The organism is Streptomyces sp. NPDC028305, from assembly GCF_055569495.1.
In genome coordinates, this window is sequence record NZ_JBVHTN010000009.1 from 448,907 (window position 1) to 469,886 (window position 20,980).

20 protein-coding genes, 1 tRNA gene and 2 pseudogenes are annotated in these 20,980 nt (G+C 69.8%); 12 read left to right on the forward strand and 11 right to left on the reverse strand.

All coding sequences use genetic code 11. The features are described from left to right. Positions 1 to 3: 3 nt before the first annotated feature. Positions 4 to 616, reverse strand: a pseudogene (locus ACZ4WQ_RS37140) (LuxR C-terminal-related transcriptional regulator). Between the two features lie 50 nt (positions 617 to 666). Then, complete coding sequence (locus tag ACZ4WQ_RS37145) at positions 667 to 1,500, reverse strand: sensor histidine kinase (protein WP_398375140.1); 834 nt, start codon at positions 1,498 to 1,500, stop codon at positions 667 to 669. A gap of 447 nt (positions 1,501 to 1,947) precedes the next feature. Between ACZ4WQ_RS37145 and ACZ4WQ_RS37150 the strand changes: the two genes are divergently transcribed. After that, on the forward strand, positions 1,948 to 3,825 hold the full coding sequence (locus tag ACZ4WQ_RS37150; RefSeq protein ID WP_398375141.1) for a protein-arginine deiminase family protein: 1,878 nt from the start codon (positions 1,948 to 1,950) through the stop codon (positions 3,823 to 3,825). A gap of 87 nt (positions 3,826 to 3,912) precedes the next feature. Here ACZ4WQ_RS37150 and ACZ4WQ_RS37155 read toward each other — a convergent pair. Together ACZ4WQ_RS37155 and ACZ4WQ_RS37160 are read right to left on the reverse strand one after the other, a co-directional pair. Continuing rightward, positions 3,913 to 3,990, reverse strand: a tRNA-Trp gene (locus ACZ4WQ_RS37155). Between the two features lie 142 nt (positions 3,991 to 4,132). After that, positions 4,133 to 5,113, reverse strand: coding sequence for a LysR family transcriptional regulator (locus tag ACZ4WQ_RS37160; protein ID WP_398375143.1), 981 nt, complete (start codon positions 5,111 to 5,113; stop codon positions 4,133 to 4,135). A 161-nt stretch (positions 5,114 to 5,274) separates the two neighbouring features. Here ACZ4WQ_RS37160 and ACZ4WQ_RS37165 point away from each other — a divergent pair, with 161 nt between their 5' ends. From ACZ4WQ_RS37165 to ACZ4WQ_RS37175, 3 genes are all read left to right on the forward strand, one after another. Further along, positions 5,275 to 5,436: a hypothetical protein gene (locus tag ACZ4WQ_RS37165; protein WP_468022749.1), complete on the forward strand. Its 162-nt coding sequence runs from the start codon at positions 5,275 to 5,277 to the stop codon at positions 5,434 to 5,436. A 190-nt stretch (positions 5,437 to 5,626) separates the two neighbouring features. Continuing rightward, positions 5,627 to 5,758: a hypothetical protein gene (locus tag ACZ4WQ_RS37170; protein ID WP_398375146.1), complete on the forward strand. Its 132-nt coding sequence runs from the start codon at positions 5,627 to 5,629 to the stop codon at positions 5,756 to 5,758. Positions 5,759 to 5,813: 55 nt separating this feature from the next. After that, complete coding sequence (locus ACZ4WQ_RS37175) at positions 5,814 to 6,365, forward strand: hypothetical protein (RefSeq protein WP_398375148.1); 552 nt, start codon at positions 5,814 to 5,816, stop codon at positions 6,363 to 6,365. Positions 6,366 to 6,590: 225 nt separating this feature from the next. Here the strand turns inward: ACZ4WQ_RS37175 and ACZ4WQ_RS37180 are convergent, their stop codons facing one another. Both ACZ4WQ_RS37180 and ACZ4WQ_RS37185 read right to left on the reverse strand, forming a co-directional pair. Further along, complete coding sequence (locus ACZ4WQ_RS37180) at positions 6,591 to 6,848, reverse strand: hypothetical protein (protein ID WP_468022743.1); 258 nt, start codon at positions 6,846 to 6,848, stop codon at positions 6,591 to 6,593. Further along, positions 6,845 to 7,117: a GDSL-type esterase/lipase family protein gene (locus tag ACZ4WQ_RS37185; RefSeq protein WP_398375150.1), complete on the reverse strand. Its 273-nt coding sequence runs from the start codon at positions 7,115 to 7,117 to the stop codon at positions 6,845 to 6,847. The genes ACZ4WQ_RS37180 and ACZ4WQ_RS37185 overlap by 4 nt, the downstream gene beginning before the upstream one ends. A gap of 1,151 nt (positions 7,118 to 8,268) precedes the next feature. On the opposite strand from ACZ4WQ_RS37185, the gene ACZ4WQ_RS37190 reads away from it, so the two are divergent. Next, positions 8,269 to 9,177: an MBL fold metallo-hydrolase gene (locus tag ACZ4WQ_RS37190; RefSeq protein ID WP_398375152.1), complete on the forward strand. Its 909-nt coding sequence runs from the start codon at positions 8,269 to 8,271 to the stop codon at positions 9,175 to 9,177. A gap of 914 nt (positions 9,178 to 10,091) precedes the next feature. Here the strand turns inward: ACZ4WQ_RS37190 and ACZ4WQ_RS37195 are convergent. Further along, positions 10,092 to 10,353 (reverse strand): annotated as a pseudogene (locus tag ACZ4WQ_RS37195) (winged helix-turn-helix transcriptional regulator); the annotation flags it as partial. A 102-nt stretch (positions 10,354 to 10,455) separates the two neighbouring features. On the opposite strand from ACZ4WQ_RS37195, the gene ACZ4WQ_RS37200 reads away from it, so the two are divergent. Then, positions 10,456 to 10,857 carry a RidA family protein gene (locus tag ACZ4WQ_RS37200; RefSeq protein WP_311724145.1) on the forward strand — a complete coding sequence of 134 codons (402 nt, stop codon included), beginning with the start codon at positions 10,456 to 10,458 and terminating at the stop codon, positions 10,855 to 10,857. Positions 10,858 to 11,884: 1,027 nt separating this feature from the next. On the opposite strand, the gene ACZ4WQ_RS37205 is transcribed toward ACZ4WQ_RS37200, so the two are convergent. After that, positions 11,885 to 12,523 (reverse strand): HD domain-containing protein, encoded by a 639-nt coding sequence (locus tag ACZ4WQ_RS37205; protein WP_398375153.1) that lies wholly within the window; start codon positions 12,521 to 12,523, stop codon positions 11,885 to 11,887. A 104-nt stretch (positions 12,524 to 12,627) separates the two neighbouring features. Here ACZ4WQ_RS37205 and ACZ4WQ_RS37210 point away from each other — a divergent pair, with 104 nt between their 5' ends. From ACZ4WQ_RS37210 to ACZ4WQ_RS37235, 6 genes are all read left to right on the forward strand, one after another. Continuing rightward, the gene (locus ACZ4WQ_RS37210) at positions 12,628 to 13,596 is read left to right on the forward strand and encodes a GlxA family transcriptional regulator (protein WP_398375155.1); all 969 of its coding nucleotides are present in this window, start codon (positions 12,628 to 12,630) and stop codon (positions 13,594 to 13,596) included. 909 nt (positions 13,597 to 14,505) lie between these two features. After that, positions 14,506 to 15,204, forward strand: coding sequence for a hypothetical protein (locus ACZ4WQ_RS37215; protein WP_385338052.1), 699 nt, complete (start codon positions 14,506 to 14,508; stop codon positions 15,202 to 15,204). A gap of 12 nt (positions 15,205 to 15,216) precedes the next feature. Continuing rightward, positions 15,217 to 15,582 (forward strand): tyrosine-type recombinase/integrase, encoded by a 366-nt coding sequence (locus ACZ4WQ_RS37220; RefSeq protein ID WP_398375156.1) that lies wholly within the window; start codon positions 15,217 to 15,219, stop codon positions 15,580 to 15,582. Beyond that, positions 15,579 to 15,902 (forward strand): helix-turn-helix domain-containing protein, encoded by a 324-nt coding sequence (locus ACZ4WQ_RS37225; protein WP_358647817.1) that lies wholly within the window; start codon positions 15,579 to 15,581, stop codon positions 15,900 to 15,902. The genes ACZ4WQ_RS37220 and ACZ4WQ_RS37225 overlap by 4 nt, the downstream gene beginning before the upstream one ends. Positions 15,903 to 15,907: 5 nt before the next feature. Then, positions 15,908 to 17,200 (forward strand): hypothetical protein, encoded by a 1,293-nt coding sequence (locus ACZ4WQ_RS37230; protein ID WP_398375158.1) that lies wholly within the window; start codon positions 15,908 to 15,910, stop codon positions 17,198 to 17,200. An 11-nt stretch (positions 17,201 to 17,211) separates the two neighbouring features. Beyond that, entirely contained in the window at positions 17,212 to 18,039 is an 828-nt protein-coding gene (locus ACZ4WQ_RS37235) for a class I SAM-dependent methyltransferase (protein WP_358647821.1), read from the forward strand. Positions 18,040 to 18,650: 611 nt separating this feature from the next. Here ACZ4WQ_RS37235 and ACZ4WQ_RS37240 read toward each other — a convergent pair. The 3 genes from ACZ4WQ_RS37240 to ACZ4WQ_RS37250 are packed head-to-tail and all read right to left on the reverse strand — an operon-like array spanning position 18,651 to position 20,978. Beyond that, positions 18,651 to 19,490 (reverse strand): ABC transporter permease, encoded by an 840-nt coding sequence (locus ACZ4WQ_RS37240; protein WP_311724150.1) that lies wholly within the window; start codon positions 19,488 to 19,490, stop codon positions 18,651 to 18,653. After that, positions 19,487 to 20,470, reverse strand: a complete 984-nt coding sequence (locus ACZ4WQ_RS37245; RefSeq protein WP_468022744.1) for an ABC transporter ATP-binding protein — start codon at positions 20,468 to 20,470, stop codon at positions 19,487 to 19,489. Before ACZ4WQ_RS37245 ends, ACZ4WQ_RS37240 begins: the two co-directional genes overlap by 4 nt. Positions 20,471 to 20,522: 52 nt before the next feature. Next, positions 20,523 to 20,978 carry a MarR family winged helix-turn-helix transcriptional regulator gene (locus tag ACZ4WQ_RS37250; RefSeq protein WP_358842817.1) on the reverse strand — a complete coding sequence of 152 codons (456 nt, stop codon included), beginning with the start codon at positions 20,976 to 20,978 and terminating at the stop codon, positions 20,523 to 20,525. Positions 20,979 to 20,980 lie beyond the last annotated feature (2 nt).

Genomic DNA, 20,980 nt, shown 5'->3' on the forward strand with positions numbered 1-20,980 from the left:
GGTTCACGCCCGTCCGGGACCGGCCTGCGGTTGACAGGGGTCGGCCAGCCCCGAGGCCCATGCCCAGGCGGCGACGGCTACCCGGTTGCGGGCGTTCAGTTTGCGCTGCACGGCGGCGATGTGGGTTTTTGACCGTGCCTGGCGAGACATGCAACACGGCCCCGATCTCCGCGTTGGTGAGTCCCCGGGCGACCAGCCGTACCACCTCCGTCTCCCGTGCGGTGAGCAACGAGCGGTCAGGCACGGACGCTTTGACCGGCGACGCCAGGCCACGCAGCAGGCGGACCGTCAGCGACGGGCTGATCAGGGTGTCGCCCGCCATCGCCGCCCGTACGGCTTCCACCATCATCGTGGGGCCGGAGCGTTTCAGCAGGTAACCGGAGGCTCCGTCGCGCAGGGCGGGACCGAGGTAGGTGTCGTCGTCGAATGTGGTGACCACGACGACTCGATGGCCTTCCGGCACGAGCCGACGGACCACTTCGAGGCCGTCGAGGCCGGGCATGCGGATGTCGGCCAAAACGACGTCCGGACGCTGTCGACGCGCCACCTCGACCGCGGTCACTCCGTCCGCCACGTCCCCGACGACCATCATGTCGGGCTGAGCGTCGAGCACCATCCGGAACCCGTGGCGCACCAACTCCTGGTCGTCCGCGATCAGTACCCGGATCACTGCGCTGTCCGCCTTTCGATGCGGCTGTCGGGCCACTTGGCCGCCGTCTGCCAACCGCCCGTCCCCGTCGGTCCGGCGGTGAGTGTGGCCGCCTCAGCCGCGAGCCGCGCGCGCAGGGCGGCCAGCCCCCTGCCGCCACCCGGCAGTCCGGTCGGCGCGTCACCTCCGGACGCGCTGATGTCGCGGACGTCATTGACGATGCTCACCGACAGGGCTCTGCCTGTACGGCGCACCGCCACCCGGATCCGTGTCGCACCGGGGGCATGGCGCCGCACGTTGGTCAGGGCCTCCGTCACCATCCGGTAGGCCAGTGTCGGCACCTCGCGTATGCGCGGGTCGAGGTCCAGTTCCACCTGCGCGGCGCTTCCCTCACGAAACCGTGCCACCACTGCGGCCAGCTCCGCCAGGGCGGGCTGCTCGCACTCACCTCCATGCGTCTCTTCGTCGAGCATCCGCACGGTCCGGTCCAGGGTCTCCATCGCCCGCAGTCCCGCTTCCTCGATGCGCCGCAGCGTGGCCACCGCCTGGTGTGTATCCGTTGCCGCCACTACCTGGCCCATCTGCGCCTGGGTGAGCATTCCGCTGACCTCGTGGGCCACGAAGTCGTGCAGGTCCCGGGCCAGCGCGAGGCGTTGGGCCCGCCTGGCCTCCGCCACCGCACCGGCCCGCCTCCGGTCGAGCGCGCGCAGATACCGGCCGGCGAGCAGAGTGGCGAGGGCGGCGATCGTGGCCAGTCCGCAGATGACCGCTGTCTCGGCCGGTTGCGCGGGTGGCTCCAGGTTTGGCGTGATGCGCAGCGGCAGGACGGTGACCGTCGTCGCCGGTAGCACACACAACGCCCACCCGCGGCGGCCTTCGGCGGCGTGTGCGGCCGGTACCAGCAGGGTGAGCAGCCCGGCCGTCTCGACGAGCCACCATGGCCCGGTCTCGTTCCCGGCAGGCCCCCGGCAGGCCCCCGGTAGGCCACCGTGGCAGCCACCGACACGACGGCGGCCCACGCCCCCCAGCGCGGTCGTCGCAACAGCGCCGAGCCGGCGGCCGCCACGGCGGGCAGAGTGATCAGGGGTCCGGCCTCAGGGAGTGCGACGACCGCCGCGACGGCCACGGCGGCCGCCGCGACACCACAGGCCACTTCCGCGCCACGCATCCGGCCAGCTTATCGACGCCGCAGGTCGGGCCGCCTCTGCCGAATGGCAGAGATCTCACCGGAGACCGAGGCCGCAACATCTGCCAACGCGCCGATGCGCCACCCGATGTTCGCGTCGAATGCTGGGGCCATGCCGAACATCGCCTCGACTCGCAGTGCATCCCGGCCGCTCCGCGCCACCGCCATCGCCGTGGTCACCCTCGCCGGTACCGCCGTCCACCTGCCCAGCGTCAACGCCGCACCCCACGCCGTCACCCTGATCGCCGACACCAACCGTGACGGCCGGCTCTCCGACGCCGACCTCCCGGGCCGCGGCAGTTGGAGCGACGGCCGGGGCGCGCTGGTCATGCCCAACCTGGACGACAGCGCCGACCGTTGCCCAACCCTCGGGGACAACGGATCCCGGCTCGGCGACGACGCCCTGGCCGCGTGCAACGACGCGGCCGACGAGCAGGTCAACGGCGCCCGCGACGCCCTCGACCTGGCTCCGCTGCGGCTGGCCGCCCTGCCGAAACTGGGCCCTGGAGCGTACGGCAGGATCAGCGTGAATCACACGGCCGCCCCTTACACACGCCTGTTCCGACGGCACGAGGGCGGACTACCCACGCCGCTCGGAACGGACGCCCGGCTCACCGCCGACGAACTGCGCTCCGGTGTCGATCTGGCGCTGGAAGCCCGCGACCTGGTGCGCGACCCGAAGGTCTTCGACGGCCTGATCGACGTCACCCTCGAGGTCGTCGACGGTGACCGCGTCACCCGCGACACGGCGCGGCTCCGGGTCGCGCCACTGATCCTCACCCACGACCTGCTGCCCGTCGACCGCATGGTGATCAGCGACAACAGCACGACCCCCGAGAGTGCCGAGCGCCACGGCCACGACCCCGATGTCCCCGCCCGCCCGGTCGAGAAGGGCGAGAAGACCTTCCGCGGCCGGCTCCGCGCGGCCCTGGCCGAGGCCGGGCTGAACGACCGCCTGCTGGAGTATCCGACCGGCGGCGACCGCTGGATGCGCGACCAGTTCATCACCGGTTACTTCGAGGTCCCCGGCCCCGCCGGCACACCGCGCCGCATGCGGGTGCTGCTGCGCTCGAGCGATGTGATGCCCGAGGGCAGCACCCGCGCCTTCCCGCTGCGCGACGCCGGACGCTCCGCGTTCACCGTACTGCGCGGCCCGGGCACCGCCGCCGTGCAGCAGTACGACACCGGCCGGGTCGGCGACAGCGAACGCAGCAAATTGTGGGGCTCGTTCAGCTCCACCGGAAACTTCCTGGTCGCGCCGCCCGACAAACGCTTCCCCCCGGGACGGGTGCTGTACGGATCCGACGGGGGACAGGCCGCCCCGGATCCGACCTTCACCCAGCTGCTTCAGGCTCAGCGAGAACAGTCACCGCTGGCGGTCGACACCAGCTGGCTGGCCGTCGGGCACATCGACGAGTTCCTCTCGTTCGTCCCCGCCGACACCGAACGCGGCTGGGCCGCCGTCGTCGCCGACCCGGCCCTGGGCACGGACCTCCTGCGCAAGGCCGGGGCGAGCGGCCTGCTCCGCGAAAAGTCCGTGCTCGAGGGCAACCATCTGGCCACGGCCGGCATAGACCGGGCACTGGACCTGCTGGCCGGCCAACTCGGCCTGAGCAACCAGGACATCGTGCCTGCACCGGCGATCTTCACCCGTCTCGAGGTCCCTGGCTATCCCCGCCAGGACATCGTCGCCAACCGCCTGCCCGCCATCGCCAACGGGGTCGCCACGGGTACCCGCACCTACCTTGCTCCGGCCCCCCACTCCCACGCCGGCCCCGACGGCCGGGACGTCTTCGAACGCGCCACCGAGACAGCGCTGTCGGCCATCGGCACCCGGGTCGCCTGGGTGGAGGACTGGGACTACGCCCATGCCGTCGGCACCGTGGGAGGAGAGATTCACTGTGTGACCAACGCATTGCGCGATCTCTCGGCCGCACCGCCCTACTGGCGCCGAACTACCGGGACACCGCTGCTCTCCGAGACAGATTGAACACCTCGCCGGCCGGGGGCCACAAGGACAGCTGGCCGCCCACACGAGCACATCATGACCCGTTCTCGGCGCTCCAGGAGGTGCGACTGGCAGGGGCGGCAGGATGTGAACCTGCGGCGCGCGGGTTTGGAGTCCGCTGCTCTGGCCGGGCTGAGCTACGCCCCTCTGACACGGTCAGTGTGCCACCTGCCCATCGTGACCTGCCACGGGATTTTGAGAGTGGTCACGCGACACGGATGCGGCGTGATGGCCCTGCTCTCGCATAGCTTCGTCGAGCAGACATGTAACGCCAACGTGTGATGTTCGGTCAGCCGTCGTGGAAGGGTTGCTGACCGACGGCGTCCGCGTCCGCGTCTGCGTCTGCGCGTGCGTGTGCGTGTGCGTTGCGGAATGAAGGCTCGGACAGGGCGGCGTGGCGCAGGTGTTCGGCGAGTGCCGTGGTGGCCGTCGACGCGGTGCGATCCTTGACGCCCCAGGCCAGTAGATGGTGGCGGCGGGCCCAGGGGTCCCCCAGTTCGCAGACGTCGAGGGGCTGGTGGGGGTCGATGGCGCGGCGTGGTACGACGGCGAGCCCGACGCCGGCGGCTGCGAGGGAGACGAGGACGCTCAAGCTGGCGACCGTGGTGCGGTGGCGTACCACCGGCGCGTGCGGTCCGAGGTGTTCCTCGATCCAGCGGCGCAGCGAGGATTCGGCGTCGAGGCCGACGAGAGGGTGTTCGGCGACCTCGCTGTAGGTCAGCGCGGTCCGTCCGGCGAGGATTCCTCCGGCCTGGCCGATCACGACCAGGGAGTCGTCGCCGAGGGGCTCAATGTGCAGGCCGCAGTCGCGGGCCTCGTCGTCGAGGACGACCCCCAGGTCCGCTTCGCCGTCGGCGAGCATCCGCACGGTTTGGGGGGTGCGACTCTCGGACATTGTGACGTCGATGTCCGGGTGGGCGCGGAGGAACGAGATGAGGGCCTGCGGCACGAGCCGGTGCATCGCGGAGCCGCCACCGAGCAGGGTCAGGGGAGCGGACGGGGACCGGGTGTAGCTCGCGACGGCGCTTTCGAGCCGTACGGTCTGGGCGAGTACGTCGCGTGCGTGCCGGGCCAGGGCCGTCCCCGCCGGCGTGGGCCGCACGCCCCGGCGGCCACGGATCAGCAGTGCCACGCCGGCGTGGTGTTCCAGCGAGCGCACTCTGGCACTGGCCGAGGGCAGGCTCAGGTGCATGCGATGAGCGCCCCCCGTGATCGACCCCTCCGAGACGATGTGGAGAAAGAGCCGCAGGTCGTCCAGGTCATAGCGCACCGACTCAGGCTAAGGCACAGGCTTAGGCTGGGTACGCCGATCACGCATTGTGAACCCACGCGTCACGGAGCGATGCTCGGTGTGTGACCGAGTTTTCCCTCGTCCTGCTGGCCGGTGTCGCAGCCGGAGTCCTGAACGCCATAGGGGGTGGGGACACGTTCGTGGCGCTGCCCGCTCTCGTCGCCTTCGGCCTGCCACCGGTGACGGCGAACGCAGTGTCACGGGCCTTCCGCGTACCCGGCGCCGTGGCCGGCGCGTGGGTGTACCGACGCGACGTCGCCGCTTTCGGGCCTACGTCTACGAAGGCGCTGACAGCGTGTTGAACTCACGAGCCGTCCTGATCGGACAGTTCGTCCTCGCCGTGTACGGCGGATACTTCGGCGGAGCCGTAGGCATCCTGATGCTGGCCCTGTGGAGCATCGGCCTCGGCCTTGACGCCGCGGTCGGCAAACCGATGCGGATCGCCCAGCTCGCGGCCATCTATCTCAGCGCGAGGTGCTGTTCCTCACCGCCATGTTGGTCGGCGCCGTGGCCGGGGGCTTCGCCGACGCCCATCTCGCCCGTCGTCTTCCCGCCTGGCTGCCTCGGGGCGTCGTCCCGGCGACCGCCGTGATCACGACCGTCCTGTATTTCCTGCGCGGCTGACCACACGGGGAGCCGCAGTAATCACCGCCCCTCGTCCGAAACGGAGGCTGACGACATGACCGAAAGCGGCGCGGGAGCCACCGCGCCCTACACGGACGCGGCGCGAGCGAGGCTGGTGATGGCCTACGAAGCATGCGAACTGGCCGACCTCGCGCGTGCCGCCGTCCCCATCGGCGAGCATGAGCTGAACCCCGACGGCACCACCCGTGCGCCAGGCACTGTGCTGGCCGATGCCGCCCGAGTGCTCGCCGCCGCGCAGCGGTTCTTCGAAGCCGCCGCCGTGTTCGAGCGGATGGGCGGCACCGACTGGCAGCTCATCGGCGAGGTCCTGTACGTGACTCCCCACACCGCTCGGATGCGGTTCGCGATGCCCGAGACGGCCTTCCGGGAAGAACTGCTCTCCCCCGAGGAGACTCGCTCGGGCGAAGCCGCCGCCGAGGTGACCAGCCTGCGGGCCCACATGGCCAGGCAACCGCTGGAGACGGCCCTCGACCTCGACGACTGGGTGCTGCGCCACGAGGACGGCGACAGCGACCTCGGCACCGCACCAGTCTCCGGCGGCTTGGTCCGCAGGGACCCTCACCGTTGTACCGAGAACTTCTCCTGACTCACTGACAGGAGAGACGTGGACGAGCGACGGCCTCGGCCTGGTGGCGGTGGCGATGTCGTGCCTCTCCCGGGCGAGCATCACCCCGTCGGCGCCGACCTGCTTGCCGCGCGCCAGCGGCCTGATGGTCGGCCGGTGGTGTACACGTTCTTCACGTGCTGACCAGCGCGTCCCACATCCGCGTGTCCATGGATCACCGGTGTTGCGGGTGATCGCGAGGCCTGGTCACGCGACCAGGCGCAGCCAGGCCGCTGCGAGTGCGGCGTGACCGGCCGGCGTCGGATGTACGCCGTCGGCGGCCCAGTACTCCGGCCCGGTCGTCGCGGCGAGCTTGGCGAACATGCGGTCGGCGGCAAGCAGTTGCGCGCCGCACTTGCGGGCGAGTGTGAGGAACGGCTCGATGAGAATCAGCTTTGTGCCCGCCTCGGCGAGGGGCGCGAGCAGGCGGTCATAACTCGCTTCGAACTCCTCCACGGGGATCACGTACCCCTTCGGTCCAGGGTGTGCCAGCCCATGTCGTCGACCCCGACGAGGATTGATACCACGTCCGGGCGGGCATCGAGTACGTCTGTCTGCCAGCGGGCTTCGAGGTCCATCACCTTGTCGCCCGCGTTCGCGGTGTTCAGCCAGGTCACGGGCCGGTTCGGGTGCCGGAGTCCCCACTCGCCCGCGACGCGCAGCGGGTAGCCGAACCCGAGACCGTCTTCGCTCTCCAGCCGTTGGCAGTCGGTGATCGAATCACCGGTGAACAACGGCCCCACCTCCCTTCACCCCTGACGAGGCCGAGATCGGCCGGGCTCGGAAGCGGACCGATGAACGGCCGGAGGACGGCGTGGTCTCGCTCGACCAGAGTCTCGGGGTTTTTGACGGATTTCCCCACGTCGCGGCGGGTGACGGGCCACCTGTCCTTCGATCCGAAGGGTGGATGCGCTCGGAGGTTCCGAACCCTGTGGTGGACCCGGGCGGCACGTCCTCGGATGTGGAATAAACCGATCGCCCCGCGTCGATGCCAGCCATCGGCCGACAGCTGTTGCGTGACGCAGGCAGCTGGCAATGACCGTCGAACCGTCTGCCGCAGCGGAGATGGCTGATCCGTTGAGTGAGGGCAGCACGAGTCGGGGAGTGAACGGGGCTTTCAGGAGTGCTGCCGGAGACAGCGGCCCCGACGCCGTCCCGTCCTCCACTCGACGGCGTTCCGCGGCCCGCTCAGCCTCATATCCGCCCGCACAAGACCCGGCAGGGAAAGCCGCCGGAGGGGCCACGCTGCGCCTGGATGGCCGATCACATATTCAGGTGATGTCGTTGTCGGCCGCTCCGCGAAACCATGGCGGTGTCCGTCACCGGCAACCGCTCGGCCCGCTCGTCGGCGACGGACAAGGACAGGCCAACGAGTCACCCGCCCGCCGAGGGCGATGCGAGTTCCGTTGTGCAATCTGGCGACCGCTGCGAGCTCGGGCCGCGCGCGCCCTGGCGGTGACCAAATGACGACCCCTGAAGAAGCCGCCGCTGTGGGACTCCATCGGGCACTGGGCCCCTCAAAGGAGACGTGGTCTACATTGGAAACCATTAGAGAGTCGAGGCTTTCGACGCCTCCGGCAACTTCTGTACAGCCGCGCATCGCCTTCAACTCCGGATACGGTCACACCGCCGGCCTCTTCGACGCTGTACGGCGGGGCTCCGCAATGGGACCGTGCCCGCACCGTCCAGCCGGCCGACGGAGCATGGGTCACAAGATCGCCGCCCGCCTGACCGGCTCCGACTCGGCCGGAACGCCCATCGCCGCCACCGACGAGTTCGCCGTCCCGGGTCTCGAACTCCCGGGGTCGAGCGGGCCCCGAACATGCTCCGTTCACAGCCGCATCGCCACGCCGTCCGCTGGACGGACCGCACAAAGGAGATCACCGTGACCGAGTTCAAGCCCGTGCCTGACTTCGCCCTCGGGCCGGACATTCCGGAGTCCACCGGGTATGCCGTCACTGACCTGGGCGGCGATGTCTACCTCGTCACGCAAGGGATGATCAACACGATGTTCCTGGTGACCAAGAACGGCGTCGTCCTCGTGGACGCCTCGCCGTTCCTCGGGGACAAACTGCTGGGGGCCATGGAGTCGGTCACCCCCAAGCCCCTCACCCACCTCATCTACAGCCACGCGCACGCCGACCACATCGGGGCCGCTCACCTGCTGAACCGGGACGGCCTGAAGATCATCGCGCACGAGATCACCGGCGACCTCATCAAGGAGGCCAAGGACGACCGGCGCCCGCTGCCCACCGAGACCTTCAGCGGTCGGCACCAGGAGATGGACATCGACGGGGTCAGGTTCGTCCTCGACTACACGGGGGACTGGCACGTGGCCGGCAACCTGTTCATCCACCTCCCGGAGCAGAGACTCCTGGGAGCGATGGACAGCTTCGCGCCGAAGAGCGCACCGTTCTTCCGGCTGTACTTCTCCGCGCACGTGCCCGCGTACTACGACGCCATGGACGAGTTGCTCGAGTACGACTTCGACACCATCGTGACCGGCCACATGGCGCTGCCCGGCACCCCCGAGGATGTCGCGACGAACCGCGAGTTCATCCGCGACCTGCGCACCGCAGCCGCCGAGGCGCTGCGGACGGTCGACCTGAAGGAAGCCGCAGCCGCCGCCAAGGTGCCGCACAACAACCGACAGGCCGAACTGAAGGTCTGGATGGACGCGGTCGTCACGCACGCGGCGGAGCTGATGCCTTCCTGGGACGAGCGCCTGGCAGGAACCGACATCTTCCTGCGTGACAACCTCAACGCGGTCGCCTGGAGCGTCTTCATCGACTAGGCCGAAGGCCTACGTGGCGAGGGGCGAGCCGCGGTATGTCCATCCGCGCGCGAGGCGTGCGGCCTCGCGGCGCCACGAAGGAAGGACCTCTCATGGTGCCAGTGGCCAGAGCGGAACAGTTGGCGCAGAGCATCGGCCTGGTCGCCGACGCTGTCGGCGGTACGCCGGTGGACCAGTACGAGAATCCGACTCCGGATTCGGAATGGAGGGTGAAAGACCTCGTCAATCACATCGCGATGATGCTCGTGCTGACACGGGATGTGGGCACCCGCACGGATTGGGATTCCGCCCTGCTGGCTGCGAACCCGGTGCCCCTTTTTGCCGGGCGGCCGGAGACGGAGTGGGCCCGGCTCGTGAACAGCCAGGCGGAGCCGGCGGCCAGAGCCTGGTCCGAGCCGGCGGCGTGGCAGGGAGAGGCGGGCCTCGGTGGGCCGCCCCATGCCCGCCGAAGCACTTGGTGGAATCCTCATCACGGAATTCGCCATCCACGCCTGGGACGTGGCGGTAGCCACTGGCCAACGCCTCGATGTGCCCGAGCCCTTGGCCAAGACGTTTGTTCCTTACTGGGACAAATGCGTTATTCGTGCTGCGGATGTGCGCGCGGGTCTTTCTTGGCCCGGAGGGGTGTCATGTCGTGCGCTGGGCCGGCCGGGGCCACTGCTGACGCGGCTCGGCTGAGGGCCTGGCCTAGAGGCGGAGCCCGCCTCGGTGGTGTAGAGGCAGATGCTCAGGCCGGGGTCGGCGGGCAGGGCCAGACCGAAGGCCACCCCCGCATCCTCGGGACGCAGGCGAGCCCGCCGCGAGCACACCAAGTCACCAAGCACGCAGTTGTGGTCCATGCATCCGGGCGTTACCACCGCAGTGGCGTGCCGGGGCCGGTGAAGGTGGACCAGCCAGACCTAGGTTCAGCAGAGCGGCGGCACGGTGGGGTGCACCGTCCGCTCGACCAGGCGGTGCGCTCCAGCATGCGCAGGTTCTGGGTGAACATCTTGTGGCTGACGCCCCCTCGACCTCGTGCCGCAGCTCGCTGAAGCGCAGGGTGCACTCGCCGAGCGCCTCAATGATCAGGAATGCCCACTTGTCGGCGACGTCCGAGAAGATCTCCCGCGCCAGGGAGTCCGCGCGCCTCAGGTCAGCGTCCTCGGGCAGGCCCTTGAGCAGCTGCTTGGTCACCATCAGGTTCCTCAGTCACCGAAAAGTGCGTTCTTCCAGGTCGACTTTCACTCTCCTACAGTTTCTGAGTAACCGTGAGAGAGTAAGCCAGGAGGGCGAACCCCGTTGACCACCATCGATGTCTTCAACCACAACGTGCCGGCCGAGAGCGACTTCGGCTACTCGCAGGCGATCAAGTCCGGCGATCTGATCCACGTCTCCGGACAGCTCTCGCTCGACAAGGTGGGCGAGTTCCTCTACGCGGACGATTTCGCCGCCCAGCTGAAGCAGACCTACGTCAACCTGGACAAGGTCCTGAACCACTACCGCGTCACCCGGAACCAGGTCGTCTCCCAGACCCTGTACGTGGTGAACCTGCGGCAGAATGCCACGGCGACGGCCGAGGGCAACCTGGCGTACTTCGGCGACCACCGCCCGGCCAGCACGGTCCTGGGCGTCACCGAGCTGACCTTCCCCGGCCAGGTCATCGAGATCAGCTTCGTCGTCGACACGAAGCTGCCCGCCTGAGCTTGTCCGCCGCGCACGGCCCGGCTTGGTCGGCCTCCGGGAGAAGCGGAACGGTCAGAGCGACCGTTCCGCGAACGCTTCCACAACCCGCTTTTCGGGTAGACGTGGGGCGCTGAGGCAGCGAACCAGCAACCGGACCTGCCGTTCTGCTGCACGGAACCGGACCAGTGCAGGCCTGCCAAGGCCGACTGACGACCGCGGGTTCCTACTCGGCAGCCCGCCGCCCTCCGAGCGGCGGGCTGTCCCCCATGGACTGCTGCTATTTCTCGTGAACATCCACGTCGAAGGAGACCTCGCCGCCGGAGAACCGGGAGCCTTGATCCCGAGCAGTGACGGCGGTGCGCCTCAAATCAGTACTGCCGGTCCAAAGCCTCTGCAAGGCCCCGGAGTTCGCGCGCTCTGCGGCGGGACACCGCCAGCATCACCCCTTCGAGGAACTCGCGGGCCTGCCATGGGTCGCCACAGCAGGCCCACTCCGTGCAGCCGCCCGTCTCGTACCCCCACAGCCGTCGATTCGGCTGGTGGACGAAGCTCCGCCGGCGCCAGCGCCGAGCCGGTCGAGCCCGGCGCACGGGTACTTCTTCCGACGTTCGATCCGTCGGACTTCGGCGAGTGCTGCTGAGGAGAGGCCACGGATGGTCGTGATGTCGTCGTGCGCCCCGGTGCCGGCGGGGTAGTTCGGCCCGGACGCGGCCAGGACGCCTACGCGACCAGCCCGGATCCACCGCGCCTCGGACAGCCTGCGGCTCGTACCTACATCTCTGCCTCATCGAGTCTGTATCGCACGAGGGCCTGAGGCTGCTGCGCGACCCGGACGTGGTCGAACTGGACGACGATGCTGAGGACCTGACGCGAAGGCCGCGAGAAGCCACAGCTCAAGCGCCTCGGACGGCCTCCTTCTCCCACGCCGCCCACGGCGCGGGCGCGCAGCGGGCACCCCGCGTCCGCTGTCGCCGTATCCGCGGGCAGCCCGCCCGCACCTCTGTGGTTCTTACGCGCCGAGCTGCGCTGTCCGTAGCAGAGGGGCTCATTCGGCCCAGTCGGAGCTCTTGATGACGTCGACGAAGTCGCCGCGGCGGAAGCCGGGGACGAAGTGGGCGAGGACGTCGGCTTTGACGTTGCCGAACGTGGTGTCCGGGCGGTCCTTGATGCCCTCGGTGAACATGGCGAGGATCCGGTTCTTGAAGTCGGGGCGGGGATGGGCAGCGATCACCGCAGCGCGCTGCTCGTCGGGGACCGCGTGGTAGCCGATGCCCAGGACGTCCAGTTCCACGCCGCGGGTGACCAGAGCAATCTCGGGAGCCATGTGCAGCGGGATCTCCGGGGTGGTGTGCAAGGCGATGGCCGTCCACACCCGCTCGGCCGGCTCACCGGTGATGCCGTGGGTCTGCAGGAAGCGGCGGGCCTCGTCGGCGCCGTCGATCTCGAAGCGCTGGTCGGTACGGCGGAAGCGTTCCGTCAGCCCCAGGTCGTGGAACATCGCCCCCACGTACAGCAGCTCAGGGTCGAAGTGCAGCCCCTGCTCGGCGCCGCGCAGCGACCCGAACAAGAACACCCGGCGTGAGTGGTCAAACAGCAGCGGCGGACTGACCTCGCGCACCAGCTCGGTCGCCTCACGCGCCAGGGCGCTGTCCGGGATCCGCACACCTGCGATCGTCTCGCTCATCAGGGTTTCCTCTCCTTGGCACCTGGTCGGTGGACTCCTCCACCCTCGCCCGTGCCGTAGGCTGGCACCATGTCTGTCCAGCCATATGAACCACAGATTCAGACATGACGCATCGGATCGCCTTCCTCGTGTTCGACGGCGTGACCCTGCTCGACGTCAGCGGCCCCCTGGAGGTGCTGCACCAGGCCGGCCGGCTCGGGCACCCCTACACCTGTGCCCTGGTCTCGCCCCGCGGCGGTGACGTCACTACGTCCAGCGGGCCGGTGCTGGCGGGCACCACCGCCGCGGCCGATGCCGGGCCCGTCGACACCCTCGTGGTCGCCGGGGCCGACCACCTCGCCGACCAGGGTCCCCAGGAGGAACTGCTGGCCGCGGCCGACGCCCTCGCCGCTCAGACGGCACGGGTCGCCTCGGTCTGCAGCGGCGCCTTCGTCCTGGCCGCACTCGGCCTACTCGACGACCGCCGGGCCACCACCCACTGGCGCCACGCCCGCACCCTCGCCCGCCGCCACCCTCGCGTGCACGTCGAACCGGACGCCCTGCATATCCACGACGGCCGCTACATCACCTCGGCAGGCATCAGCGCTGGCATCGACCTGATGCTGGCGCTGGTAGAACACGACCACGGCCCCGACACCGCCCGCGACATCGCTCGCGAGCTGGTCGTGTTCATGCAGCGTCCCGGGGGCCAGTCCCAGTTCTCCACCGCACTGGCCACCCCACCCGCACGCAGCGACCTGCTGCGCACGCTGACCGCCTCCGTGCTCGCCGACCCCACCGCCGACCACAGCCTGCCCGCCATGGCCGCATCCGCCGCCGTCAGCACCCGGCACCTGACCCGGCTGTTCCAGACCGACCTGCACACCACCCCCGCCCGCTGGGTCGAGCGTGTGCGTCTCGACCGTGCCCAGCAACTCCTCCTCGACGGACACAGCATCACCTCCGCCGCCCACCACAGCGGCCTCGGCAGCGACGAGACCCTGCGCCGCGTCTTCGCCCGCCATCTGGGCATCACGCCCACCGAGTACCGCAAGCGCTTCACCACCACACACGATCAGGCCCCGCTGTCATGACAGCGCTCCACGGCCGACGACGGTGGACTTGACATCCGATCAGGTTGCATTTGGCACTGGAAAGTCATGACTGCCCGAACCGTGACGCACCCGCCGACAGCGCCTGCTGCACCCGCGGCGTGAAGACCGCCGCGCTGGCCGCTGGGGGGCAGGGTGCTGGGTCAATGGCCCGACACTGCGGCCGTCGTCGCTCCGCAGCTGCCCAGCCACGTCGACGCCGTCGCGTTCCACCTGGAGACCAGGCAGCCCGATCTGCTCCCGGACTCGCCCGCCTTCGCCTGCAAGTCGAGGCGAACCACCCCGGGACTGCGGGCGCCATTCACCCGCGCCAGGCGGCGGTCCGCGGAACTGGCCGATCATGAGCACCGCGCGTCGGCCGCTGGGCTGCGGCCCGCACCCCCAGGTCCCGTGGTTCCGCAGTGCGGCCGAGGCCGATGTCGAGGCGGCGCCGCTGTGCCGGCCCGGCGGACTGGAGCACTTGGCCCAGCTCCGCGAGCGCGGCGTACTCGGCTGCCCACCCCAATCCGCCTGCGTGAGCCGAGCGTTCCGCCATTCCCGGTGTCTTCCTGTTCCGACCCCTGCGGGGGTCTCCGCGTCGCGACGTAGGCGGCGAGCAGCGGGCCGGCTGGCGGTGCGGGGGCGAGCCGGTAGACGGTCCAGGCGACGTGCAAGCTCTCGTCGAAGCGCTCGAGCTGGGCGCCGTGGCAGCCGTCACAGGACATGGGTGAGCAATAGTCCCCGGGTTCCGTGTTCGTCCGCAGTTCCCTGGCACGACTGAGAGTGCCTGGACCTGGGCCTGTTACCTCGTCCGGGTGACTGCCGGCCGTTCTGACCCAACCTCATCCGTAGTGCGCAACTCTCATCCCTGTCGGGATTCCTTCAGTCTGGGTGAAGTCGTGGAGGCGTGGGTTGGCTCTGGCCGTAGTGCGCGATCTGCGTGAGTACCGGGCGCCGGTGAGCGAGGAGGAGCTCGCCGAGTTCGAGACCGACGTGCTGGCGGGGTTCGTACTCGCGCGGGCCTCGGCCGGTCTGGTCGACAGCACGATCCGCAACGACACCAACCATCTGGAGCTGATCCGGGACTGGTTCGGCCGTCCGCTGTGGGAGATGGAGCCGGCCGACGCCGACGTCTATTTCGGCAAGGTGCTGCGCGGCGCCAAACCGTCGACCCGGACCGGCCGGGCGAGTGCGCTGGCGGTGTTCTTCCAATTCCTTGAGCTGCGGCACAAGGTCGAGTTGCACAACCTCACCGGCCGTGTGGTCGAGTGCCCGCTGGACGAGATGAACCGGCCGCGGGCCTCGTTGGAACCGCAGCTGCGGATCCCGCCCAGCGAAGCAGAGATCGAGGAGCTGTTCGCGGGGTGGCGCGAGGAGCTGGTGACCTGCCGCAAGTTCGGCCCGGCCGCCCGCAATTACGCGGTGGCCCGGCTGGCGGCGGACGTGGGGCTGCGGATCAACGAGGCACGGATGCTCGACCTGGACGACGTCCGGTGGGAGCTGGGCCGCTTCGGCAAGCTCAACATCCGGCACGGCAAGGGCTCCCGCAGACGCGGGCCGAAGCCACGGCTGGTGCCGCTGATCAACGGCGCCGACCGCAACCTGCGGTGATTCATCGAGGACGTGTGGGGCCACTTCGACGCCGACCACACCCGGCCGGGCGCCCCACTGTTCCCCTCCGAGCGCAAGAACCAGGACGGCTCGTGCTCGCGGGCGACCGCCGACGTCTTCCGCCGGTCGCTGGCCGACGCCGCCGCCCAGCACCTGCCCACCTGGGCCGGGAAGCTCACCCCGCACGTGCTGCGGCACTTCTGCGCCTCCCAGCTCTATCTCGCCGGCATGACCTTGTTCGCGATCCAGGAGCTCCTCGGACATACCTGGACCGGTACCACGGCCCGGTATATCCACGTCCACGGCACCCATGTCGAAGACGCCTGGGTCGCCGGACAGCAGCGCGCCACCGACCGATGGAAAGGACTGGCCCAGTGAAGTGGAACCTTCGCCTGGCGGCCGCCAACCGCGGCATCTGGAAGGCCAGCGAACTCCAGCGGATGCTCGCCGAACGCGGCGTGGTGATCAGCGCGGGGAAGATGTCGGGCCTGTGGTCCGGTCAGCCGAACACCGTCAAACTCGACGAGCTGGACGTCATCTGCGCGGTGCTCGCCTGCGGCGTCGACGAACTGCTGCTGCCCGAGCCGGCGCGAGTGCCGGAGCCGACACCAGCAACTGACTCACAGGCCACTGCGGTGGGCCAGCCACGCGCCGTCGCCCCGCGTCCTCGCACCGGCCGGTCCCTGCCGCCACGATGACCTGCGTGCACTGCGGCAAGCCGCTGCCCGAAGAATCGCGGCGGGACCGGGCGTACTGCGACAACAAGTGCCGGGGCCTGGGCTCCTACTACCGGCGCAAGGCGGGTGTCCCACCCCCACCACACTGGCAGCACCCCGCCCTCACCTCGGACAACCCAGTGCTGCGGTCGGCCGCAGCACATGCCAAGCAGCTCAGCGAGGCCAACGGATGGTCGCCGTCACTCGTGCGGTGCGCGATGGACGGCCTGACTGCGGTGCTGGCCGACCGCCCGCCCGGCAAGCCCGTGAAACTCACCGAAGTCCGTGCGCGAATACCGCGACACGCTTCCAGCCTTCGGGTCGCCGAGGTCCTCACCGACCTGGAGCTGTTGGAAAACGACAGCGTATTGGCGGTCCGCACCTGGATCGAGAACCGCACCGCCGAGCTGCCCGCCGGGTTCGCCAGCGACGTCCGCGCCTGGCTGCTGGTCCTGCTCGACGGCGACAGCCGTGCCAAGCCCCGGTCCCACGCTTGCGTCTACGTCTACTTCGGCGTCCACCCCCTGCTGGAGAACTGGGCGACGACCCGTGGACACCTGCGCGAGATCACCGTCACCGACGTCACGGCCGCGCTGTCACCCCTGCGCGGATGGCAGCGGCGCAACGCCATCGCCGCACTGCGCTCACTGTTCCGCTTCGCCAAGAAGCGCGGCCTGATCTTCGCCAACCCCACCACTCGCCTCAGGATGGAAGACATCCCACGCAGCCTGCTGCCGATGACCGACGCCGAAGTGCTCGCCGTCCAACGGATCGCCGTCACCCCGGCGCAACGGCTGATCGTCGCCCTGGCCGCCGTCCACGCCGCCCGCGCCACCGCCATCCGCCGCCTCACACTGGACGACCTCGACCTGCCCAACCGTAGGATCACCATCGCCGGACACGGCCAACGGCTCGGCGAACTGCCCCACCAGACCCTGCTGGCCTGGCTCGACCAGCGCCGGGCCACCTGGCCGAAGACCCCCAACCGGCACGTCCTGATCAACGCGAAGACCGCCCTGGGAACCAGGCCCGTCAGCCCCGAATACCTCAAGCGGCACCTACTGCACCAGGGCGTCTACCTCGAACGCATCCGCGGCGACCGGGTCCTGCACGAAGCACTGACCGCCGGCGCCGACCCGCTGCACCTCGCCCTGGTCTTCAACCTGTCCCACACCACCGCGAGCAGCTACGCGGCCATCGCCCAGAACCTGCTCGACGACACGGCTGCTGTCGAGGAGCTGCCGTTAAACCAGTGGCGTCCCCGCCGACGAACCTCATAGCTTGTGCACTCGTGACTGACGCTCCGAAGATGCGCCCGAATCCACACGACCTCGGCCGGGTGTTCAACGAGGTGCCGGAGCTCTACGACCGGGTCCGGCCGGGATACCCCGACGAGCTGTTCGCAGACCTTGTCGCCGTCACCGGCACGGACGACAGGTCGTCGGTGCTGGAGGTGGGCTGCGGAACCGGTCAGGCGACGCGCTCGCTGGCAGCACTCGGATGCTCAGTGACCGCCATCGAGCCGGGCGCAGACATGGCCGCACTCGCTCGCCAACGGATCGCCTCCTTCCGCAACGTCGAAGTCGAGACGTCGACGTTCGAGGAGTGGGACGACCGTGGCCGACGCTTCGATGCTCTCGTGGCCGCGCAGTCGTGGCACTGGGTCGACCCGTCGATCGGCTGGCAGCGGGCGCACGACGTGCTCCATCCCGGAGGCTGGATGGCGCTGCTCGGCCACGTCGTTGTCCGCCGGCCGGGAGAGCCGGAGGTGTACGCCGAGACCGCCGATCTCCTCGAGCAGTTCTGCCCCGGGAACCCCGACTGGGGTCATCCTCCCCTGGAGGACGACGTGCGCACCACCGACGAGGGCTGGGGCCTGGTCGAAGACCCCGGAGGACTGTTCGGCCCAACGATCGTGCGCTGGTATCCGACCGTTCAGTGGTTCAACGGGGACGGCTTTGCCGATCACCTTCGCTCGTTGTCGCTGTACCGGAGGCTCGACCGCGACGTCCGAGAGCCCCTGCTCGACGCCGTAGCCGAGCGCATCCGCACGCGGATGGGCGATCGAGCATCACGCCGTTACCTGAGCGTCCTCCGTGTCGGACAGCGGGCCGAGTGAGCCCAGTGGTGAAGGACCTGCCGATTCAGCGGCAACGGACCCGCCGCACTTTCACGCCTGCCTGCCGGAAACGCCGTGGGTTCCCAGTGAAAGCACTTCAGTCACGCTGAACCCACGGCCGACGTGCCGGTAGGAACGCTGTCACCAGCCGCAAACGAGGGCGGTGTCAGGTCCGGCGCCGTGCGGCGGGGTCGCGCTCAGCAACATGTCGGGCGACTGCGTCGACGCAGGGGCGGGCGTACGGGTCCAGAGATCGGACGGAGGCGTGGCGGGAGCGGGCCAGCAGCATCGGGGTGGAGGTGCCGGCCTCGGCATCGTGTGTCAGGGCGCTGTGACGTGGCCAGTGAAGGGGCCAGCCGTCCAGGTCCTGGATGCCCTCGGGCGAGGCGAGCGGGTTCGCGAGCGACCGGGTGTTCTCCTCGAAGATCTCCTCGGCGCGGCGGTAGGGGAGCCGGGCCCGGCCGGTCTCCGGGCACGCAGGGCTTCCAACAGCGCCGAGTCGTCGATCGCGGCGACGGGGAGGACGGGCGGCCTCGCGCCCCGGCGGGCGGGTGCCCTGCCCTTCCGGTCCTGCCGCAGTAAATCCGGTATTTGCTGCGGCAGGACCGGAGTCAGGTCTGCACTCGCCGGGCGAAGCGGCGCAGGGCGAGGTAGCCCAGAGCGGCGGTGCCGAGGGTGAGGGCGGTGAGGTAGGCCCAGGTGGGCATGTGGCCGGTGGAGGGCGTGACGTTGGCGCGGAGGCCCTCGCTCATATAGACGAGCGGGTTGGCCAGGGTCAGGACCTGGACCCAGCGGATCGGTTGCAGAGCGGTCCATGGGTAGTAGACGCAGCCCAGCATGGTGGCGGCGGCCAGGAGCAGGCCGAGCAGCGGCCCGAAGGCGGAGGCGTCGACCGCGGTTCCGAGCAGCAGTCCGAGTGTGGAGGCGAGCAGCGCGCTGAGTACCAGTGTGGTCAGCAGCAGGGGCCAGTTGTCGATGTGGGCTCGGGGCGCGTTGCCGGGGGCGTGGACGAGCCAGACGATCGGGACGACGACGAGGGTCGAGACGAGGCCGAAGATCGCGGATGAGGTGATCTTCTGGAGGCCCAGGGCCCAGACGGGCAGGGGCGCCAGGGCGCGGTCGGTGATCTCGCGACCGGGGCCGAGTTCGGCGGCCAGCGGCCCGGTGACGGACATGATGCTCTGCAAGGTGAGGGTGCTGGCGATCAGGCCGGGCAGCAGGATCGTGGAGAACGAGGTCGCGCCGCCGAGTCCGCTGCCGATGCTGGGCATGACGTAGGCGAAGGCGAAGGTGAACAGCAGTGGCTGGAGGCCGACCTGGACGAGCAGCGCGGGCAGATTGCGGCCCAGGACGTGGAGGTCGCGCGTGGTCAGCGCGCGGTAGGCGTGCCAGGCGGCCCGGGGGGACGACAGCGGGCGGGGGGTGGTGGCGAGGGGGTTCGCGGTGGTCATGGCGTGTAGTCACGTCCGGTCAGGGTGAGGAAGGCGGTCTGCAGGCTGGGGGGCGTGGTGGTGGCGTCGCGGACGGTGAGGCCGGCCGCGCTGCCGGCTCGCAGCAGGTGGCCCAGGAGGCCGTCGGGATGTGTGGTGCTGACCCGTACGGTCGGGCCGTCGACGGCCACGTCGTGGGGGCCGCCGGGGATGCTGTGGAGGGCTTCGGTGGCCGGGGTGGCATCGGCGTCGTAGTGGACGGTGATGACCGTCTGCGCTCCCCTGGACGCCTTGATCGCGCCGGGGGTGTTGCAGGCGAGCAGGTGCCCGTGGTCGATGACGGCCAGGCGTTGGCACAGGGCTTCGGCCTCGTCGAGGTAGTGGGTGGTCAGTACCACGGTCTGGCCGGTCTCGTGCAGGCTTGCGATGATCTGCCAGAGGTCGTCGCGTGCCTGCGGGTCCACGCCCGCGGTGGGTTCGTCGAGGAAGAGCACCTCCGGCAGGTGCATCAGGGCCCGGCCGATCATGACGCGGCGGGCCTGGCCGCCGGAGAGCTGGTGGGCTTTGGCGCCGGCCTTGTCGGCGAGGCCGAAGCGCTCCAGCAGTTCGAGCGCGCGGCGGCGGGCGGCGGGGGCGGACATGCCGAAGTAGCGGCCGCGGAAGGCGAGGTTGTCCGCGACGGTGAGCGCGCGGTCCAGGGTGTTGGCTTGAGAGACCACACCGATGCGGGACTTCACGCCGACCGGGCCGGCACTCACCTCGTACCCGGCGACCCACGCCTTTCCGGCGCTTGGCGCGACCAGGGTGGTGAGCATGCCGATGGTGGTGGACTTGCCGGCGCCGTTGGTGCCGAGCAGGCCGAAGAACTCTCCCTGGTGGACCGTCAGGTCCAGGCCGTCTACGGCGACAAGGCCACCCTGTGCGTGAGGATAGACCTTGCGCAGGCCTTCCATGCGGATGGCTGTCGGGGCGTGGGCCGTGGTGGCGGCGGTTGGTTTCATGTGGGTGTTCTCCAGGGTGCGGATGAGACATCCGTCGGGAGGCATGCGGGGGTCAGCGGGCGAGGGTGTGACCGGGCAGGCCGGTGCCGCCCAGGTGCGTCAGCAGCGCAGACAGCCGGCCGATGTCCTCCTGGCTCCACGGGGGCGCGGCGAAGATCTCGGCGGCGATCTGCTCCGCCGTGGCGAGCATGTCCGTCAGACGTGCGCGGCCGGTGTCGGTCAGCGCGGCGTAGGCCACCCGGCCGTCACGGGCGTCCGTCTCGCGCGTCACCAGCCCGATCCGCTCCAGCGGCGCCAGTCCCCGGGTCACCCCGGAGGCAGTCAGACCCAGCGCCTCGGCCAGGTCCACCCGGCGCATCCGACCGCCGGGCGCCTGCCCCAGACGCAGCAGCATCGTGAAGTCGGCCAGGCTCACCCCGTGCAGCCCTCCCAGACTCGCGTCGAACCGCTTCACCAGGGCCGTCTGGGCCCTCACGAGACGCAGCGACGCATCCAGCGCATCACTCATTG

Coding starts and splice junctions, on each gene's coding strand:
- ACZ4WQ_RS37175 (WP_398375148.1), top strand. CDS start 5,814: ATGACCGAAAGCGGCGCGGGAGCCACCGCGCCCTACACGGACGCGGCG.
- ACZ4WQ_RS37210 (WP_398375155.1), top strand. CDS start 12,628: ATGACGCATCGGATCGCCTTCCTCGTGTTCGACGGCGTGACCCTGCTC.
- ACZ4WQ_RS37170 (WP_398375146.1), top strand. CDS start 5,627: ATGTTGGTCGGCGCCGTGGCCGGGGGCTTCGCCGACGCCCATCTCGCC.
- ACZ4WQ_RS37240 (WP_311724150.1), bottom strand. CDS start 19,490: ATGACCACCGCGAACCCCCTCGCCACCACCCCCCGCCCGCTGTCGTCC.
- ACZ4WQ_RS37245 (WP_468022744.1), bottom strand. CDS start 20,470: ATGAAACCAACCGCCGCCACCACGGCCCACGCCCCGACAGCCATCCGC.
- ACZ4WQ_RS37205 (WP_398375153.1), bottom strand. CDS start 12,523: ATGAGCGAGACGATCGCAGGTGTGCGGATCCCGGACAGCGCCCTGGCG.
- ACZ4WQ_RS37150 (WP_398375141.1), top strand. CDS start 1,948: ATGCCGAACATCGCCTCGACTCGCAGTGCATCCCGGCCGCTCCGCGCC.
- ACZ4WQ_RS37250 (WP_358842817.1), bottom strand. CDS start 20,978: ATGAGTGATGCGCTGGATGCGTCGCTGCGTCTCGTGAGGGCCCAGACG.